Source organism: Niallia yueguangensis, from assembly GCF_052663115.1.
In genome coordinates, this window is record NZ_JBQTCX010000013.1 from 1 (window position 1) to 19,539 (window position 19,539).

Genomic DNA, 19,539 nt, shown 5'->3' on the forward strand with positions numbered 1-19,539 from the left:
TAAGGAATAATGTTTGCAAAAAAACATCCTAAAAGACTAATCAATCACCCTTTTCTAATTGCTCTAAACCAAGTTATGGAAATACATGAAGAGGAATTTATAACTGGGAAGTTTGAGTTAAATAATATACGATCCCGACGTTTTCTCCGCTCTCATCAGGATATTTTTGGTATTCACCCTCTATCTCGACTATAATGTGTATAGTATTCTTTTTTAATTCGTTTCGATAAGTAGGAGGGTTATTTTTGAATCCAATATATGTACACCGATTTTTACGATTTTTATTTGTTATCGGACTTACAATAGTATTATTAGTTAGCTTCTACTATTTATCCAAGATTACTTATCCTTTTATTATTGGCTTTTTAATTGCATTTTTTATGAATCCATTAGTGAATTTTTTTCAGTTTAAATGTAAGCTGCCAAGATCCTTCTCTGTTTTGATTAGCATCATTTGTATCTTATCCTTTTTTGCAGGATTAATCACTTTATTAATTGCTGAAATAGTTGTTGGTGCTGCCTATTTAGCCAGTGTTGTCCCCCGTCATATTAATACTATTATTGAATATTTAGAAACTATTTTTACAGATCAGATTATTCCTCTCTACAATCGAATTGCAATGCTTTTTAATAATTTGGGAACAGGTCAACAAGATACCATTATTGCTAATATTAAAAATGTTGGCGAGCAGGTCGGAACCAAAATGGGCGATTTTATTCAAGCATTTTTTCAGAATATCCCGATTATTTTATCATGGTTTCCAAACGCAGCTAGTGTGATTATTTTTTCTTTATTAGCGACATTTTTTATTAGCAAAGATTGGGCTCGCTTGTCTGTTACTTTTGGAAAGTTGTTCCCAAACCGTATACATACAAGCAGCAAAACAATTTTTTCCGATTTAAAAAAGGCATTATTAGGATTTATGAAAGCACAATTAACGCTTGTTTCCATAACAACAATTATTATTTTAATTGGATTGTTAATATTACGAGTAGATTATGCGATTACGATCGCCCTCGTTACAGGAATTGTTGATATAATCCCTTATTTAGGAACTGGGCTAATTTTTGTTCCATGGATTGTTTATGAAGTGATTTCAGGACAAACAGGGCTTGCAATCGGCTTAGCCGTACTTTATATTGTTGTTCTTGTACAACGGCAAATAATGGAACCTAAAATCCTTTCCTCCAGTATTGGGCTTGATCCTTTAGCTACTTTAATTTCGCTTTTTGTTGGATTTAAATTAATTGGCTTTTTAGGTCTTATCATCGGACCGGTTACATTAGTTATTATTAGTACACTGCATAAAGCAAATATTTTTAAAGATATTTGGGAATATATTATCGGAAAAGAAAATATTAAACCGTAAACTTATAATACGAATGAATAACTACCTCAAAAAAACTAGCGGCCCTTAAAGGGTTCCGCTAGTTTTTTTAAGGCTGTTTTCGTATAGATTGTTGCTTTTAAACTCCGCAGCCTGAATACACTTCGTCCGTTTAGCGAGCGTCGAGCCTCCTCGTCGCATACGCTCTGCGTAAGTCTCGTCTTTCTCGCATTCCCACAGGAGTCTACGTGTATTCAGGCTGCTGAGTACTTCTTCTCACAGATTTTTACGTAAAAAACAACAAACTTTGAGAAAACAGCCTTTTTTAATGAATGATTTTTACTCGATTGTTTTTATGGATTTTCTGCTGCATCCATTTAATTAGCAGCTGTTTTATTATTTTTCTAGTTGGCGGCAATAATATTACTGCACCTAGTATGTCTGTTAAAAAGCCCGGCAGCAGTAATAAAAATCCTCCTGCTAATACACATAATCCATCTAAAATAGCATCGCCTGGCAGCTGGCCAAACCGAAGCTGTTCCTGTACGTTTTTATATGCTTTTAACCCTTGCTTTTTTAATAAATAGGCACCAATCAAACCTGTCAAAATAATAAAAAATAATGTTTCAGGAATGCCTATGGATTTACCTAAAAGAAGAAAAACCGCTATTTCTATAAAAGGCAAACTCAATAACGCCACAATAAAATACCGCATATACATCCCCCTAGTTAACCACTTTCTCTTTTATTATAATGATTATTCTCGCAATAGGGAAATAGTATGCACCAGCCAAAATATACCACTCTATTCTATCCTTAATAACTTATTTTCCAAACGCTCTTTTTATATTGTTGTTATTTACCTCGCAGCCATGTTTATTATTTTATTCACAAACAACGAACTTTTAGAAAACAGCCTTTCCAAAAAATAAATAAAAGGTGTCAAATCGTCATATCCACCCCTTATTCTCTTTAAAATTAAGAGAATATACGATTATGAACGATTTGACACCCTTCTATTTTTTATTTAAGGCTCTTTTCGTATAGATTGTTGCTATCTAACCCGCAGCCTGAATACACTTCGCTTTCCGCGGGTGAGCGCCGAGCCGCTTCGTCGCTCTGCTCCTGCAGGGTCTCGTCTTTCTCGCTTTTCCCGCAGGAGTCTACGTGTATTCAGGCTGCTCAGTATATTTAAAGGTTTTTCATCTTAATCAAATAGCAACAAACTTTTAGAAAACAGCCTAATTTAATTAAAGTACACTTGCATGTCCGCTGTAAACAGTACCGATGCGAGAATCAACTGTAATATCTTGTCCCTCAGAAAAAATACTTGTTGCGTTCTCAACACCTACAATTACAGGAATGCCAAGATTTATTCCAACAACAGCAGCATGGCTAGTTAAGCCGCCTTCTTCTGTAATTAACGCACTGCATTTTTCAATTGCTGGAACCATTTCACGATCTGTTCCAGTTGTTACTAAAACAGAACCTGGTGTAACTTTTTCAAGTGCTTCAGCAGCAGTATTAGCAACTACTACTTTACCGAAAGCTGTTTTGCGGCCAATTCCTTGACCTTTTGCAAGTACATCGCCAACAACGTGGATTTTCATGATATTTGTTGTACCAGCTTCTCCAACAGGAAGACCAGCTGTAATAACTACTAAGTCACCATGTGTTACGATAGAGCAGTTTACACTTTCTTGTACTGCAATATCCAACATTTCGTCTGTTGATTCAGATTTATGGCTTAAACGAGGATATACACCCCATACTAATGCAAGCTGTCTTAAAATATGTGCATCATATGTTACCGCAACAATTGGAGCTTTTGGACGATATTTTGAGATCATTCTTGCTGTATGTCCGCTGCCTGTTGGTGTAATAACCGCTTTAACTTCTAAGTTTAAAGCTGTGTGTGCAACAGATTGTCCGATAGAATCAGTAATATTATGTTCTACCTCTTTGCTTCTTTTAGAAAGAATTTCTTTATTATTTAAAGCTGTCTCTGCTCTTGAAGCAATATTATGCATTGTTTGAACAGCTTCAACCGGATATAAACCTGCAGCAGTTTCTCCAGAAAGCATGATTGCGTCTGAACCATCAAAAATTGCATTAGCAACGTCACTTGCTTCCGCACGAGTTGGACGTGGATTGCGCTGCATGGAATCTAACATTTGTGTAGCAGTAATAACAGGTTTCCCTAAAATATTACATTTTTCAATTAACATTTTTTGTACTAATGGAACTTCTTCAGCCGGGATTTCTACACCAAGATCACCACGAGCTACCATTAATCCTTCAGAAACATCTAAAATTTCATTAATATTATCCACACCTTCTTGGTTTTCAATTTTTGGAATGATATGGATATGAGATGCGTTATTGTCTTTTAATAATTGTTTAATTTCCAAAACATCTGAAGCACGGCGTACAAATGATGCTGCAATAAAATCGATGCCTTGTTCGATACCAAAACGAATATCATTTGCGTCTTTTTCCGTAATACCAGGCAAGTTTACAGAAACTCCAGGTACGTTAACACCTTTTTTATTTTTTAATGTACCAGTATTTAAAATTTTAGTATGTAATTCCCCTGCTGCTTTATCGATGCTTGTAACTTCTAAACCGATTAAGCCGTCGTCTAATAAAATTTTACTTCCAACTTGAACATCGTCAATAAGACCAGTATAAGTAACAGAAAACTTTTCTGTTGTTCCTTCTACTTCTGTCATGGAAATAATAATATCTTTTCCAGATTCTAATTCAATTGCGCCATCTTTCATGTTGTTTGTACGGATTTCTGGACCTTTTGTATCTAATAAAATGGCAATATTTTTGCCAGCAATTTCTGCTGCTTCACGGATACTTTTAATTCTAGCGCCATGCTCTTCATAATCACCATGTGAGAAGTTTAAACGAGCTACGTTCATTCCAGCTTCCATTAATTTAGTTAATTTTTCAATACTTTCACTAGCAGGACCAATTGTACAAACTATTTTTGTCTTACGCATTTAAAATGCCCTCCAATTTTTTAGATAATTTCTTCTCATTTTAAGAACTCAAATTAGGAAGAAGCCTTTGCATAACAACTGTCTACCCAATCCGAGTTCCTTCACTAATAATATATTAGATTGAAAGCTCTTTTGATAGACGATATAAGTTATTATCAATTGTATGTTTGCGACTTAGCGCTTCGATAATATCATAGTCCACCAATTCATTTTTTTCTATCCCAACTGCTCGTCCACCTTTTCCTTCAACAAGAAGTTCGACAGCATATGCACCTAAACGGCTTGCAAGTACTCGGTCAGCTGCAGTAGGTGATCCTCCACGCTGCATATGTCCTAAAACAGACACACGTGTATCAAAATCAGTGCTTGCTTCAATTTGTTTTCCAATTTCCACGCCGCTGTTGACACCTTCTGCCACGACAATAATACTATGTTTTTTTCCTCTTTCTTGACCTTTTTTCAAGCGTGAAATCACTTCTTCTATATTATGGTCTTCTTCTGGAATCAGAATAGTCTCAGCACCGCCAGCAAGTCCTGACCAAAGTGCAATATCTCCAGCGTTTCTTCCCATTACTTCAATAATAAATGTTCTTTCATGTGAAGTTGCTGTATCACGTATTTTATCAATTGCATCAATTACCGTGTTAAGAGCAGTGTCAAATCCGATTGTCAGTTCAGTTCCCGGAATATCATTGTCAATTGTCCCTGGAACTCCAACACATGGATAACCTTGTTCAGTAAGGGCCTTCGCACCCATATAAGAACCGTCTCCGCCAATAACAACAAGTCCATCAATTTCATGTTTTTTCAGCTGTTCGATTCCTTTTTGCTGACCTTCTTTTGTTTTAAATTCTTCGCATCTTGCCGAGAATAGGAATGTTCCGCCACGGTGAATAATATCCCCTACAGACCCAACTTCTAATTTTTGGAAATTACCGCTGATAAGTCCTGCGTAACCTCCAATTACCCCATAAACTTCGATATCATGATAAATCGCTTTTCTAACTACTGCTCTAACTGCAGCATTCATTCCCGGTGCATCTCCACCACTTGTTAATACGCCAATTCTTTTTACTGTCATTGAAATCACCTCATACAAATTAATGCAAAACCATTATGTAGTAATGTACATATACTAAATTATATAACAAACTATCTTTCTGCAACATTTGTCACAAATATTACATAATAAAAGATACTTATTCCCATTAATTAGTAACACAAAATGAAAAACCGGCAAAAACCCTATTTCTTCCCATCCATACTATCTTTTTTTCCATAACAATTCTAACATATCACGAAGATAAATCTATCACAACTTAATCTGAAAAAAAAATAAAACACGGAATAATCAGGTAAATGCAACCGTTTTATCATTTTAACATGCTTATTTTTTCCTTCACTCCTATTTTTCATGCTACTAGCTATTATTTTTTATCCAACATATAGTTTAACATATACTCTTTGCCATTTATTATGTATTGGCAAAAATTTATTGAAAAAACTTAAGAAAAGCGGAAGCGCCTTGTTCAGCCCCGAAGAAAAATGTTCTCTTGGCTCAAAAAGTGTCTTTTACTTTTAGAGACAAGAGGTTATCTTTCACAGGGGCTAGGCGCTGTAGCTAGACACTCGTCTAAGTTGAAAAAATTTTATACTTTCTTATCACATGAAAAAGAGGCTTTTAAATAATTATTTTCTCATTTAAAAAACCTCATGTTTTCTTTTTATATTAAAGTATGTGTTCAATACTAACTAAGTAAGTATTTCCCCATGCTTTTAAATTTTTTGTAACGCTGCTCTACTAACTCTTCTGTTGTTTTGCTTCGTAATAATTTCAACGAATCAAACAGTACTTTCTCGATTTCTTCTGCCTGTTCTTTTACGTTGTGGTGTGCTCCGCCTTTTACTTCTGTAATAATTTCATCGATGATACCGAGCTCTTTTAAATCGGGGGCTGTAATCTTCATTTTCTCAGCAGCTTGTTTTGCTTGGTTTGCATCTTTCCAAAGAATAGAAGCGGCGCCTTCTGGAGAAATAACGGAGAAAGTAGAGTTCTCAAGCATATGAATATGGTTGCCTACACCAAGAGCCAATGCTCCTCCACTTCCTCCTTCACCAATTACAATACATACAACAGGAACTTGTAAAGAAGCCATTTCAAACAAGTTTCTTGCGATTGCTTCACTTTGTCCACGTTCTTCTGCTGCTTTTCCTGGATATGCTCCCTTTGTATCAATAAAACAAACAATAGGTCGCTTAAATTTATCTGCCTGCTTCATTAATCGCAACGCTTTACGATATCCTTCTGGGTGGGGCATTCCAAAGTTTCTACGAATATTTTCTTTCGTATCTTTCCCTCTTTGATGGCCAATAACTGTTATCGGCAGCTCTTTAAACTTAGCAATTCCGCCAACAATTGCTTCATCATCACCAAAAGTACGATCTCCATGCACTTCAAAGAAATCTGTAAATAAATAAGAAATGTAATCAAGTGTTGTTGGTCTATTCGGATGCCTCGCAATTTGTACTCTATCCCAAGGCTTCATATTTTCATAAATATCTTTTTCCAGCTTTGCAAGTCGTGTTTCCAGCTTTTCTATTTCAGCTGATAAATCAACATTCGCTTTGACGGAAAATTCATTTAGTTCTTTAATTTTATCCTTTAATTCCATAATTGGCTTGTCAAAATCTAGTCCTACCATTCTAATTCACCACCTGCTTGATGCATATCTAATACAGAAAATAATTTTTTCTTCATGTCTGTACGGGGGATTACTGCATCTAATTGTCCATGTTTTAATAAAAATTCTGCAGTTTGGAAATCTTCAGGCAGCTCTTCCTTAATTGTTTGTTCAATTATTCTTCTACCCGCGAATCCAATTAATGCTCCTGGTTCCGCAAAATTATAATCTCCTAATGAGGCAAAACTTGCAGAAACCCCACCTGTTGTTGGATGAGTCATGACAGTAATATACAAGCCGCCATTATCACTAAACTTTTTTAGTGCGATGCTTGTCTTCGCCATCTGCATTAAACTTAGCACTCCTTCTTGCATCCTTGCACCGCCGGAAGCGGTAAAAATGATAAATGGAAGGGAAAGTTCATTTGCTTTTTCGATTGCTAATGTAATTTTTTCGCCAACAACGGATCCCATGCTGCCCATTCGAAAGGAAGAATCCATAACAGCTATTACAACTTGAATACCGTTAATTTGTCCTGTTCCTGTTACAACTGCTTCGTTAAGTTTTGTCTTTTTTTGATCTCCAGCTATCTTATCTTCATAACCAGGAAACTGTAATGGATTGCCTGGTTTTATTTGGCTGTTTATTTCGTTAAAGGTGGATTCATCTAAAATGCTATTAATTCTTTCAAAGCTTGTCATTGGTAGATGATAGCCACAGTTTAAACAAACTTTATCGTTTTTTTGTAATTCTTTTGTGTACATGATTTTATTACATTTTGGACACTTTGTCATAATCCCTTCTGGCACTTCATTTTTTGTTGAAGCAGATGGGATTGTTGCATATTTCTTTTTTTTCGATTTCGAAAAAATTTCCTTAATCAATGTGGAAGCCTCCCCGTCTTTTTGCAATCCATATTTGTTACCTTTTTGAGCACTCGCTTCTAGGAATCGTAATTCATTGATATTGTTCCCGGCATAACCTGTATAATAGAATCATTTTAGCGAAAGTATATTTCACTTTTTTATGATTGATTTATATCTGTCTGCCGGCGAACGTTCGCTTTCTTCATTGCACCGTCTTCTTGAAAAGATCATTATCAAAACTTTCCTGACCAGAACTTGTGCCTCGAAAAATATCTATTTGTGATAACCTTAAAAAGTTTATAACTGTTATCTTGTCTTCAATCTATTATAATATTTTCATTATATTTTTCTTTAACCTTTTTGTACACATTCAGTATTTCCACTAATTTTGACCTATTAAACAATATAACAACTTTACCAAGTTGTAAAGTTAATCAGATAAGATAACATTATTTGAACCTAATAAATCGATTAATATATCCAGACAATCTTTGGTTGGAGAAATATTAAATTCATTGTGCAGTTGAATCGTTTTTGACGATTGAACGTAGTGTATAATCACTGGACTGCTGCCAGGATAATTCTTAAGAATGCTTATCAGCTGGTGTTTTATGCTATCTGTTTCTTTTTCACTAATTATCTTTATGTATAACTTATGTGGTTTTTTGGGAAGTGATTGGACAGTCTCCTCCATTTTCCAAACTTCTTGGATGATAAATTGTTTATTCCCGTTCCTTTCCTCCATTTTTCCATCTATTAGTATCGTTTCTCCTTTTTTTATCATAGAGCGTATTTTTTTATAAACAGATGGAAAAACGACCGCTTGGCTGTCACCACTTTGATCAGAAAGAGAAAGAAATGCCATTTCCTCCCCTCTTTTTGTTCGAATTCCTTTTATTTCTGTCAAGTATACAATTCCACGCTGCTTAGGACCAATTTTCATGCTAGCTAATGGAGTGCTGTTTAAGGTTGAAGCGTATTTTTGGTAAACGGAAACAGGATGATCCGATAAATACAATCCTAATGCAGCTTTTTCATAAGATAATTTATCTTCCACCTGCATTTTTTCCACTTCCACATATTTTGGTTTAAAAAAGAAATCATCTTCTCCAAATAAATCTTCCTCATTTAATTCCTCTGGGTGGACAAGTTGAGCATGTTGGATCGCAACATCAACGGTCGCTAGCAAAGTTGCCCTATCTATGCCAAATTCATCAAAGCTGCCAGAATAAATAAGTGTTTCGATTATTTTTCGATTGACAATTTTCGGTGAAACTCGCAAACAAAAATCGAATAAATCTTCAAATTTTCGTTGTTTTCGAACCTTTACTATTTCTTTTAAAACGTTGTTCCCAATCCCTTTTATTGCTGCCAAACTAAAAATAAGCGTGTTTTTTTCCACTAAAAAAGAATAGCTGCTTTTGTTAATCGAAGGAAGGGACATTTCCATTCCCATCTGCTTTAACTCTTGTATATACTGCTGTATCTTTTTGTCATTGCCGATTGCTGCTGTTAATAAGGATGACATAAAAAAAAGCGGATATTTTGCTTTTAAATACGCAAGCTGATACGCAATCATACTGTATGCTACTGCATGACTTCTATTAAAACCGTAATCCGCAAACCGAACAATTAATTCATAAATTTCGTTTGCCGTTTGTTCTTTATATCCTTTTGCTTTTGCCCCTTTTACAAAATGAACTCTTTCTTTATCCAGCACCGCTTTTTGCTTTTTACTCACTGCTCTTCTTAAAAGATCTGCTTCCCCCAGGGAAAAACCGGCCATTTTCGATGCAATTTGCAATAGTGATAGGTAAGTATTTGATGTTATCTCCAACTTTTCCCCCACTCCACACCGTACGTGAGACTTTCACCTCATACGGCGTTCCATCAAGATTTGAATTCATTTATTATCTAATAAGGTTTTCAATGATTTGAGAATGTAAGGCTTTAAATATTAAATTATATCGCTTCTAATCCACATTTTCTTCTAAGTTTGTTTACTTTTCGAATTTGTTCTTCTTTAAGGTTTAATTCATATAACAATTCTTTTATCTTTTCAGGATTTGTTGAATGAATTAACCTGTGAATTTTCGCTCTTACTATTATTAGGTTTTGGTATTTGTCATCCACGCCTAATTTTCTAGGCTTCTTATGATGACATTGTATTTCACCAATATCTAATATTTCGTTTGATATTCCACACTTACCATTTTGGGCTGAGAATAAGGATAATCGGTTGTCATTGTACTCTATGCTTTCACTTAGTACTGGGGTTTTCATTAGATATTGAATCTTTCTTTGAATGTCATAATTTAATGATTGATGTATTAGTGCTCTTCCCCTGACAGTGTAATTGCATATTTCCTTTTTGAATTGCATTGGAGCCTTATGTGATATTTTAGCAATTGGTATTATTGCTTGACTACATAAGTAATGAATTCCTTTGCTCTCACCGTAATTATCTTTAATAAATTTACTCATTGTCCCAGATGGTGTTTCAATGTCTTTAAAGCGATTTCTCCTAATATTTAAAGTAAGGTAATCCACTTTATGAAAATCTTTACTCACGTGAGACGCGGCATTGTAATAGTTGTGTAAACCACTTATTGTCGCATTATATATTCCTATATTCTTTGACAATTCTTTTGGTTTACCATGTTGTATTTGTTTTACAACCGATTTGACTTTTTCGATAGATTTGCTCAATGCTTTATCATTCATTATCGACTTTACAGTAAATTTATCTTTGCTACTCTTTTTGTGTGCACTCCATTTTGTCCCTTTACGAACTACTTTCATTTTGAATCCAAGAAATTCTGAATAGTTCTTTTTAAGGTTAACTATATTGGATTTTTCCTCACTTATCTCCAAGAATAATCTTTCTTTTAACCATTTTGTTGTTGCTGCTTTGATTATTCTTGCCTCTGTTAGAGTTCTGCAAAAGATTTTAAAGTCATCTGCATATCGAACGATATGCATTTCCTTTAATCCTGTTTTACTTAAAGCTCTGTTTACTGCAATTGAGCAACTATATTGATGTTTAGTTTTTAATCCATCCCATTGTGAATTTATCCACCAGTCGAGTTCATTAAGAACGATATTTGATAGAAGAGGCGATAAGATTCCTCCTTGAGGAGTTCCTATATTAGGGATTCCTTCTCCAACAATTTCTGCCTTTAACATTTTCGAGATAATAGAAATCAATCTTTTATCCTTGATTCCCATACTCCAAATCTGTTTAAGCAGTTTTCCATGATTTACATTGTCGAAGAATCCTTTTATATCTATATCCACTACGTAATGCAAATAACTTCTTTGCATTAGGTGATAACATCTCGCAATTGCATGTTTGGTACTTCTGTTTGGTCTAAATCCAAATGAATAATCATAGAATTTAGCTTCACATATTGGTTCAAGTACTTGTTTTATACATTGCTGTATTATCCTATCTTCTATCGTTGGTATCCCTAAAGGTCTTTGTTTTCCATTTGCTTTAGGAATTAGAACTCTTCTTACTCTATGGGGATGATAGTTACTAAGTCTCTTTCTAACATATTCCACAATTTCCTCAGGATTAAATTTTGTTAAGTCCTTAATCGTTTTCTTATTACAACCCGCTGTTAGACTTCCTTTATTTGATTTTATTTTCCTATATGCTACCAAAATGTTTTCTCGACTAGTTATTATTTCCATAATCCCTTTAAAATCTTTACCTTGTTGAGAATCCTTATAAAGATTATCGTATACACTTTGGATATCATAGTACTCATTGAATCTAAGCGAACCCTTTTTCAAAGCCTTTTCTTCTACATTCATTGTCAAAGTCGGTGTACCTCCTTTGAGTTTTCACTCAAGGTGGATTACCTCTCTTAGTCTTACTCGAACCTCTGATTACCTTATTATAACTTTTGAATTTAACTCTTGACTTGTGCCTATCCCTCCACCACTTATTATCATGGTTTCTTCGGTACTGTGGCACTACTTTCACTTAGATTAAAATAAGTTATAGCTTTAAGCTTTTCCTTATTACCGTTTCATCGAAATTAGGATTTCTCCACGTTCTAAGCTTTCCACGTTCCCATAACTTTATCTTTACATATACTTTTAGGTGCTTCCTTTGCGCCTGTTAGCTTCGATAGTGCCTGTAACACTATAAGGTATTTCATAAAATCAACTTTTACTCTACCTCACTAACCCCACATTTAAAGTGGTAATAGCCTTTCGACTATCTAGAACTTTAGACACTTACATTCGGAAGTTCGTCAGTTTTTATAAATAAACATTCTCACCATGAGTATTTTGTAGACCCCCGGCATATCACGAACCATATCGATTACTTAATACTTTCCTGACAGGTGGGCTCTAGCCACTTTTGTACCAATCTTTACTTGTATCTTTCTTGACTTAGGTTGCTTCTGCCGACTTCACCAAGCTTCATAAGATAAAATCCCTAAAATTTTATCCCATGTTGGAGTATTAGGGAGTTAGTTTCAAGGCGTTACCCTATCATTCCTAACTTCAAGTTATAAGTTCTCTACCTTTTATAGGTATGTCGCTTTTCGGATGTATTCCTTATGCGAAACGTGTCACACTGATTTGTTCTTGGTATACAATAACCCCGTACGTACTCTCTAAAATATCTTTTAAGTCATCGTGATAGTAATGAATTGGTTCTTTTCCATGCTTTCTATTAATATACAACGGAATATTTTCCATTGGACCAGGACGATAAAGTGCATTTACTGCTACAATGTCTTCAAATTCTGTAGGTTGTAATTTTTTTAATACATTTCTCATTCCATCAGATTCTAACTGGAATATTCCGGTTGTTTCTCCACTGCTTAATAACTGATAAACGGCCGGATCATCAAGTGGAATTTCTTTAATGGATATTTTTTGCTTCGTCACACGAAAAATAATATCTATGATTGACTCTATTAAAGAAAGATTTCTCAACCCTAAAAAATCCATTTTTAATAGTCCCAGCTCTTCCAAATACTCCATGCTGTATTGCGTTAAATAAATATTTTCATGACCTGATTGGATAGGGATAATCTGAATTAGCGGCTGTTCGCTTAATACTACCCCAGCAGCGTGTGTAGAAGTATGGCGCGGCAACCCTTCCAGTTTGCAAGCAGTTTCAAAGATTGTTTGGTTTCTTGGTGACTCTGCGACAAAGGTTTGCAAACTTTGAGATTGTTTTATACTTTGCTTTAAGGTAATTCCTATTTTAGATGGAATAGAACGAGACAATCCTTCTAATTCCTGCATCGATAAACCGAAAACACGTCCTACATCTCTTAACGATGCCTTCGCAGCAAGCGTTCCAAATGTAATAATTTGAGCAACATGCAACTCTCCATATTTATTTTTTACATATTCTATTACTTTTTCTCGTTTAACATCTGGAAAGTCAATATCAATATCCGGCATCGTAATCCGTTCAGGGTTTAGAAAACGTTCAAATAATAAATGGTATTTGATTGGATCAACATCTGTTATATACAAAACATAAGCAACAATAGAACCGGCAGCTGAACCTCTTCCAGGGCCTGTTAAAATATCATTTTCTCTTGCATATTTCATAAAATCCCAAACGATTAAAAAATAATCACTATAATCCATTTTATTAATGATTTTCAGTTCATAACGAAGACGTTCGATATGTTCGCTTGTTGGTTGTCCATACCTTTCCATTAATCCTCGCTGGCACAATTCTTCCAAATACTTTTGCGCCGTTTTTTCTGTTGGAACAGGATATTTTGGCAACCCGGTTATTTGTTTATCCATTTCTATGTTGCAGCTGTCCGCAAGATTCCACGTATTTTCTAACACATCTGGATCACTTGAAAATAGTTCAAGCATTTCCACTTTATCTTTTAAATAATACTGATCTGTATCCCATTCATCCTTATGTATGTCAGCTAATTTCATTCCATTTTTTAATGCTGTTAAACATCTATGAGCAAAATGATCCTCTTGATTCGCATATAAAACATTATTTGCCGCTACTCTTTTCACCTGTTCTTGTTCGGCTAGCTTTAAAATACGGTCATTTAATACATTTTGTTGCGAAATCTCATGGTTTTGAATCGTTAGAAAAAAGTGACCTGGAGCAAATATATTTTTATACAAATGAACGATATTTTTAGCATGAGTATAATCTTCTGCTAATAAAGATTGTTCTATTTCTCCTTCTCTTCCAGGCGTTATTGCAAATAATCCTTCCGAATAATGTTTCAACCACTTGATAGGAATCCCTTTTGGATTTTTTGTTTGAATAGCGCTGGAAATTTTCAGAAGCTGCTGGAAGCCAATATTGTTTTTTGCCAGTAATACGAGCGGGTTCGCTTGCTCGTTGTCTTCACTAATGACATCTACCGTCAATCCAATGATAGGCTTTATCCCTATATTTAGACATTCCTTATAAAAGGAGGCTGCCCCATACATAACATTGCGATCTGTTAGTGCAACTGCTTTATAGCCCCTATTTTTAGCTTCAGTTACTAATTGTTTAATAGAAGCTGTACTGGAAAGAAGACTAAACGCACTAGAAACTTGCAAATGAACAAATGACATTATTTTCACCACCCTATATCTTGGCTCATTTATAAAAAAAATTAATTTTTATTAGAATAACATTCGTTTTCTTACTATTATAGTAGGTTTAAAAGAAAAAAGAAAATACGTTCTCATTTCCCTTCTTAACTTAGCAAATAATTCATATTTAAGGATGTTTGTCCATATGATGAAGTAAGATCATTATCCAAAAATGTGAGGTTAAATAAAATGAATCAACAGCCATTTTTTTCATCTTTTATTGAAAGTTATTTTATTGCTCTCGGCGTAATGGTAGGAGGAACACTTGTTGGTGGGCTTGCAGCTTTTCTGACAGGTAAACCGCTGCTTACAGAAGTTCATCGAATATCAGATATGATCAGGATTTGGGCTATTGTAACCGCAATTGGCGGGACATTTGATACGATATACAGCTTTGAAAAAGGATTGTTGGATGCTGCCACAAAAGATCTCTTTAAACAAATTTTATTGATCGTTTCTGCATTTGGTGGTGCACAAACAGGCGCAACCCTAATTAAATGGATTACACAGGAGTATATATAAATGAGAGTTCCACCATTGTATAAGAGCCCAGCATTTCAACGTTTTTTTGCTGGAATGGTCATTGGAGGTTTAATCAGCTGGTGCATTTTTTTATTTATGTTTGGCGTGTGGCAAGAACGGTACAGCAAAGAATTAAAAGCGCAAAAAGATACCATTGCCGAGCTAGAAAATGAAAAAGATATTTGGCAAAAAGAATTTTCAAACTTAAATAAAAACACAGAGGAAAAATTAACTATCCAAGATTTAATAGTAAAAATTAATAGTAAAGATAAAAAAAGATATGATATCAATCCTGTAAGTGTACATGAAATGGAAGTATCTATAAAAGATGATCTTAGCACCATTATTGCTAAAGATATGGATCAAGTGTTTAAAAGCAGAGAATTATTAAAAAAATCGATTGAAAACAAAGTCATCCTTTCAGACGGCAAACGCTATAAGTTTAAAGTAACCGAATTATTTATTTACACGACTGTTTATATCGAAATTAGTGTAGCTTTTGCAGACTAAAAAGAGGAGTAGCATGATGATTCCACTCCTCTTTGGCTGTCGAGAAACGCTCGATTTCTTCGTTGTTCGCCTTGCTCGGATGCTCATTACCAGGAAAAAGAGGATGAACGACTAATTACGTCACGTCCTGTGACAACATCGTTCTGACCAACATCCTGTTGCCCGCCGCTCCTCCCAAAGCTTCACGCCTCGAAATACAAACGTTTTCGATCAGCCTAAAGTTTCTGCAATTATTACATTTTCTACTCCTCTTTTTATTATTTTTTACAAATTTCTTCCAAATCACTAATAATAGAAGGAACGGTATCCCAATCCGTTATACTTGCTCCTGATGCCAGCGGATGCCCGCCTCCATTATACTTCTTGGCAATAACATTAATTATTGGTCCTTTTGAACGGAATCTTACTCTGATTTGGTCTTCTTCTTCAATAAAGAATACCCATACTTTAACACCTTTAATGTTTCCTAAATTTCCAACAAGCATAGAAGCTTGAGAAGGTGTTGCCTCAAATTGATTTAATATTTCTTTTTTTATCGCCATATATGCTACGCCACTTTCCACCATCACAAAATTTTGCAGCACATATCCACTTAATTTAATCACATTCGGGTCTAGCTCATACATTTGATTATATATATCTGTTCTGGAGAAATCATAATTAATTAGATCTCCAGCGTAACTGAACGTTTTTTCTGTTGTACTCGGGTACAAAAATCTACCCGTGTCTCCTACAATTCCTGCATATAACAGCCTCGCTGCTTCATCATTTAATATTAACCCTTGTTCTTTGCCAAATAAATAAAACTCGTAAATCAATTCACTAGTAGAACTTGCAGACGTATCTACCCAGACAAGATCACCATATGCATCATCATTTGGATGATGGTCTATTTTAATTAGCATGTCTCCTGTTGTATATCTTTTATCACATACTCTGTCTTGGTTGGCAGTATCACAAACAATCACTAATGCATTTGTATATTCACTATCTTCTATTACATCTAGTCTTCTTAAAAAATGTAAGGACGTTTCTTCTTTACCAACTGTGTATACTTTTTTAGTCGGAAATGATGCTTTAATGATTTCCGCTAGTCCACCTTGTGATCCATATGCATCTGGATCTGGGCGAATATGTCTATGAATTATGATTGTTTCGTATTTTTTTATAGCATCGAGTATATTTTGTTTCATATTTTTCTCCTGTCCACTTTAAAGTATAAAAATTTTTATGTTTCTAGTTAGATAACTGTCTAGCTCCAGCGCCTAACCCTTGTGAAAAATAACCCTTTGCCTCTAAAAGTAAGGCTGTTTTCTCCGAGTTTGTTGTTTTTATGTACTCAGCAGACTGAATACACGTAGACTCCTGTGGGAATGCGAGAAAGACGAGACCCCACACGAGGAGGCTCGACGCTCGCCCACGGAAAGCGAAGTGTATTCGGGCTGCGGGTTTAAAAGCAACAATCTATACGAAACAGCCAAAAGTAAAGTGCACTTTTGAGCCAAGAGAACATTTTTCTTCGGGTCTATTCAAGGCGCTTCCGCTTTTCTTTGTCTAGCTTCAGCGCCTAGCCCCTGTGAAAGATAACCTCTTGTCTCTAAAAGTAAAATGCACTTTTGAGCCAAGAGAACATTTTTCTTCGGGTCTATTCAAGGCGCTTCCGCTTTTCTTAATTTCTATCAATCAATTGGCACATCATCATTGCCTTGCCTACGAGAACGTCTTGGTTAAATACTTCCACATCCACTTTTCCAAACTTTCTTCCAACTTCTAAAATTTTCGGGAAAATTTCAATGACACTGTCCATCTGAACTGGTTTGATAAAGTAGATGGTCATGTTTTCGACGACAAGGTCTCCTTTTTTATATCCTCCTCTTAACACTCTGTTTACTGCTTCTGTGACGATAGTAGTAAATACTCCATACGAAATAGTTCCAATATGATTAGTCATTTGTGGGGTGACTTCACACGTAAAAGAATTTTCCCCTTTTGCTTTTCCTTTTGTTAATACCAGCTGGTTTGTCACAATATCATCAATTGTTTCGCCTGTTTGCGGCTGCCTCTGATTCATCTGCAGTGCTTTTAATACATCTTGTCTGCTTATAATCCCAACTAAATGATTTGTTTCATCTACAACAGGAAGCATTTCAATTCCTTCCCATACCATCATATGGGAACAGGAAGCCACACTCGTCTTCCCGCTTACAGTCATCGGTTGTTTTGTCATAATCTTATCAATAGATAGATCATTGGATTTTCCAATGATATCCTTGGAAGTGATCATCCCTTGTACTTTCATATTTTGATCTACAACTGGAAACCTTCCATGTAATGTCTCCTGATTAAGCTTATGCCAATCCTCTACTTTATCCATTATTCTTAAATAGACTGTATCCTCTAACGGAGTTAATATATCTTCAACAAGTACGATTTCTTTTTTTATTAATTGATCAAAAATCGCTCGATTAATCATTGCTGCAACTGTAAAAGTATCATAGCTAGTTGAAATGACGGGAAGTTGCAAATCATCAGCCAACCGTTTGATATGATCTTCTGTATCGAAACCGCCAGTAATTAATACTGCTGCCCCTGCTTTTAAAACAAGCTCATGTGCACGAACACGATTTCCGATAATTAATAAATTTCCTGCACCAGTGTAGCGCATCATAGCATCTAGTTTCATTGCACCAATGACAAAACGGTTTAATGTTTTATGTAAGCCTGCTTTTCCACCAAGAACTTGTCCATCGACAATATTAACGACTTCTGCGTAGGTTAGCTTTTCGATATTTTCTTTCTTTTTTCTTTCAATACGAATGGTACCAACTCGTTCAATAGTGCTTACATATCCCTTATTTTCAGCCTCTTTAATCGCGCGATATGCAGTTCCCTCACTTACACTCAGCGCTTTGGCTATTTGCCTTACAGAAATCTTTTCACCAACTTGCAATTCATCAATATAACTTAATATTTGTTCATGTTTAGTAGCCAAAACGTTCACCCTCATTTTTATTTCCAATACAAAAGCAATTACTTAATTAAAAATTCAGATTGAAAATTCTGTACTTTTTATAATTATGTATCTGTTACTTTTTAAATCCAACACAAATAAAAACACAATTATTATCTTTATTATAGAGTCTATATGCGCCGGATTCAATTACTTATCTTTTCTCAAGTAAGGAAAACAAAAAAATATACGTAAAGAAAATTTCTTTACACAGAAAACTCCCATGGAGACGCGTACTCGTTCTTCATGGGAGTTTTTATGAATAATAACATTCGTGTATTATTTGTCCTGTCCACTACTTCTACTGATAATAACGAACCTTTTTTCTCTTTTGCATCTTGTTGATTTTTTTATTTGGTTGCTGCTTATTTTTTGGTGTATATAAAATAGCGGTTAAATTCCCTGCTATCACCATAAGCGCAAATGCTAGCCAGCTGAGGGAGAAAACACCAGCCAAACCATCATTATATGGTGCCAGTCTTGGAACTCCATAATATAGAAGTACTCCACATAATAACAAACATAATAAATATCTATTTTTATTCATACTATTTCCTCCTTCCTCTATTATTCCCATTTTATGCGGACAACGAATAAAAATGTCTAAGCGAAAAGTATTTCGCCTCTCAAATGTTTACAAGTCTGTTATATGTTGATAATCTAAATAGATAAAACATATAAATCAATAGATTAGAAAAATTTTTCCTATCGTTCTTACTGAGAATTATTGTTCGAACTAAATAAGTGTCTTTTAAAATAGCCTACCCTGAAAAGAAGTTCCGCAGCGTGAATACACTACGCTTCTTGCTTAGCGAGCGCCGAGCCGCTTCGTCGCTACGCTCCTGCAGGGTCTCGTCTGTCTCGCTTTCCCGCAGGAGTCTTCGTGTATTCACGCTGCTCTGCGCTATAAATGTGGAGACTGCTTCTTTCCATGTGCCATGGTGCAAATTTTGTTGCATGGGTGTCTACCCTGAAAATAAACTCTGTCAAAAGGGGCTTTCCAGCTCG

The 19,539-nt window shown here is 35.1% G+C and carries 14 protein-coding genes; 3 read left to right on the top strand and 11 right to left on the bottom strand.

All coding sequences use genetic code 11. From position 1 onward, the window contains the following. Nucleotides 1-245: 245 nt before the first annotated feature. Nucleotides 246-1,370, top strand: coding sequence for a sporulation integral membrane protein YtvI (ytvI, locus tag ACTYA4_RS13160; RefSeq protein WP_443482359.1), 1,125 nt, complete (start codon nucleotides 246-248; stop codon nucleotides 1,368-1,370). Between the two features lie 283 nt (nucleotides 1,371-1,653). On the opposite strand, the gene ACTYA4_RS13165 is transcribed toward ytvI, so the two are convergent. The 8 genes from ACTYA4_RS13165 to dnaE all read right to left on the bottom strand — a co-directional run bounded on the left by ACTYA4_RS13165 (nucleotide 1,654) and on the right by dnaE (nucleotide 14,468). Beyond that, on the bottom strand, nucleotides 1,654-2,043 hold the full coding sequence (locus ACTYA4_RS13165; protein ID WP_443482358.1) for an FxsA family protein: 390 nt from the start codon (nucleotides 2,041-2,043) through the stop codon (nucleotides 1,654-1,656). A 535-nt stretch (nucleotides 2,044-2,578) separates the two neighbouring features. Beyond that, nucleotides 2,579-4,339, bottom strand: coding sequence for a pyruvate kinase (gene pyk / locus ACTYA4_RS13170; protein WP_443482357.1), 1,761 nt, complete (start codon nucleotides 4,337-4,339; stop codon nucleotides 2,579-2,581). A 115-nt stretch (nucleotides 4,340-4,454) separates the two neighbouring features. Then, on the bottom strand, nucleotides 4,455-5,420 hold the full coding sequence (gene pfkA / locus ACTYA4_RS13175) for a 6-phosphofructokinase (protein ID WP_443482356.1): 966 nt from the start codon (nucleotides 5,418-5,420) through the stop codon (nucleotides 4,455-4,457). Nucleotides 5,421-6,087: 667 nt separating this feature from the next. Next, nucleotides 6,088-7,041, bottom strand: a complete 954-nt coding sequence (gene accA, locus ACTYA4_RS13180; RefSeq protein WP_443482355.1) for an acetyl-CoA carboxylase carboxyl transferase subunit alpha — start codon at nucleotides 7,039-7,041, stop codon at nucleotides 6,088-6,090. Next, complete coding sequence (gene accD, locus ACTYA4_RS13185) at nucleotides 7,035-7,904, bottom strand: acetyl-CoA carboxylase, carboxyltransferase subunit beta (RefSeq protein ID WP_443482354.1); 870 nt, start codon at nucleotides 7,902-7,904, stop codon at nucleotides 7,035-7,037. Before accD ends, accA begins: the two co-directional genes overlap by 7 nt. Before the next feature lie 412 nt (nucleotides 7,905-8,316). Then, entirely contained in the window at nucleotides 8,317-9,723 is a 1,407-nt protein-coding gene (locus ACTYA4_RS13190; protein ID WP_443482353.1) for a helix-hairpin-helix domain-containing protein, read from the bottom strand. A gap of 125 nt (nucleotides 9,724-9,848) precedes the next feature. Further along, on the bottom strand, nucleotides 9,849-11,705 hold the full coding sequence (ltrA, locus tag ACTYA4_RS13195; protein ID WP_443482363.1) for a group II intron reverse transcriptase/maturase: 1,857 nt from the start codon (nucleotides 11,703-11,705) through the stop codon (nucleotides 9,849-9,851). A gap of 756 nt (nucleotides 11,706-12,461) precedes the next feature. Beyond that, nucleotides 12,462-14,468: a DNA polymerase III subunit alpha gene (gene dnaE / locus ACTYA4_RS13200; protein ID WP_443482352.1), complete on the bottom strand. Its 2,007-nt coding sequence runs from the start codon at nucleotides 14,466-14,468 to the stop codon at nucleotides 12,462-12,464. A 210-nt stretch (nucleotides 14,469-14,678) separates the two neighbouring features. Between dnaE and ytrH the strand changes: the two genes are divergently transcribed. Together ytrH and ytrI are read left to right on the top strand one after the other, a co-directional pair. Then, on the top strand, nucleotides 14,679-15,011 hold the full coding sequence (gene ytrH, locus ACTYA4_RS13205; RefSeq protein WP_443482351.1) for a sporulation membrane protein YtrH: 333 nt from the start codon (nucleotides 14,679-14,681) through the stop codon (nucleotides 15,009-15,011). After that, on the top strand, nucleotides 15,012-15,521 hold the full coding sequence (ytrI, locus tag ACTYA4_RS13210; protein WP_443482350.1) for a sporulation membrane protein YtrI: 510 nt from the start codon (nucleotides 15,012-15,014) through the stop codon (nucleotides 15,519-15,521). Between the two features lie 257 nt (nucleotides 15,522-15,778). Here the strand turns inward: ytrI and ACTYA4_RS13215 are convergent, their stop codons facing one another. From ACTYA4_RS13215 to ACTYA4_RS13225, 3 genes are all read right to left on the bottom strand, one after another. Further along, nucleotides 15,779-16,714 (bottom strand): DHH family phosphoesterase, encoded by a 936-nt coding sequence (locus tag ACTYA4_RS13215; RefSeq protein WP_443482349.1) that lies wholly within the window; start codon nucleotides 16,712-16,714, stop codon nucleotides 15,779-15,781. Between the two features lie 476 nt (nucleotides 16,715-17,190). Then, entirely contained in the window at nucleotides 17,191-18,513 is a 1,323-nt protein-coding gene (locus ACTYA4_RS13220; RefSeq protein WP_443482348.1) for a DRTGG domain-containing protein, read from the bottom strand. A 319-nt stretch (nucleotides 18,514-18,832) separates the two neighbouring features. After that, on the bottom strand, nucleotides 18,833-19,078 hold the full coding sequence (locus tag ACTYA4_RS13225; RefSeq protein ID WP_443482347.1) for a hypothetical protein: 246 nt from the start codon (nucleotides 19,076-19,078) through the stop codon (nucleotides 18,833-18,835). Between the last annotated feature and the right edge of the window lie 461 nt (nucleotides 19,079-19,539).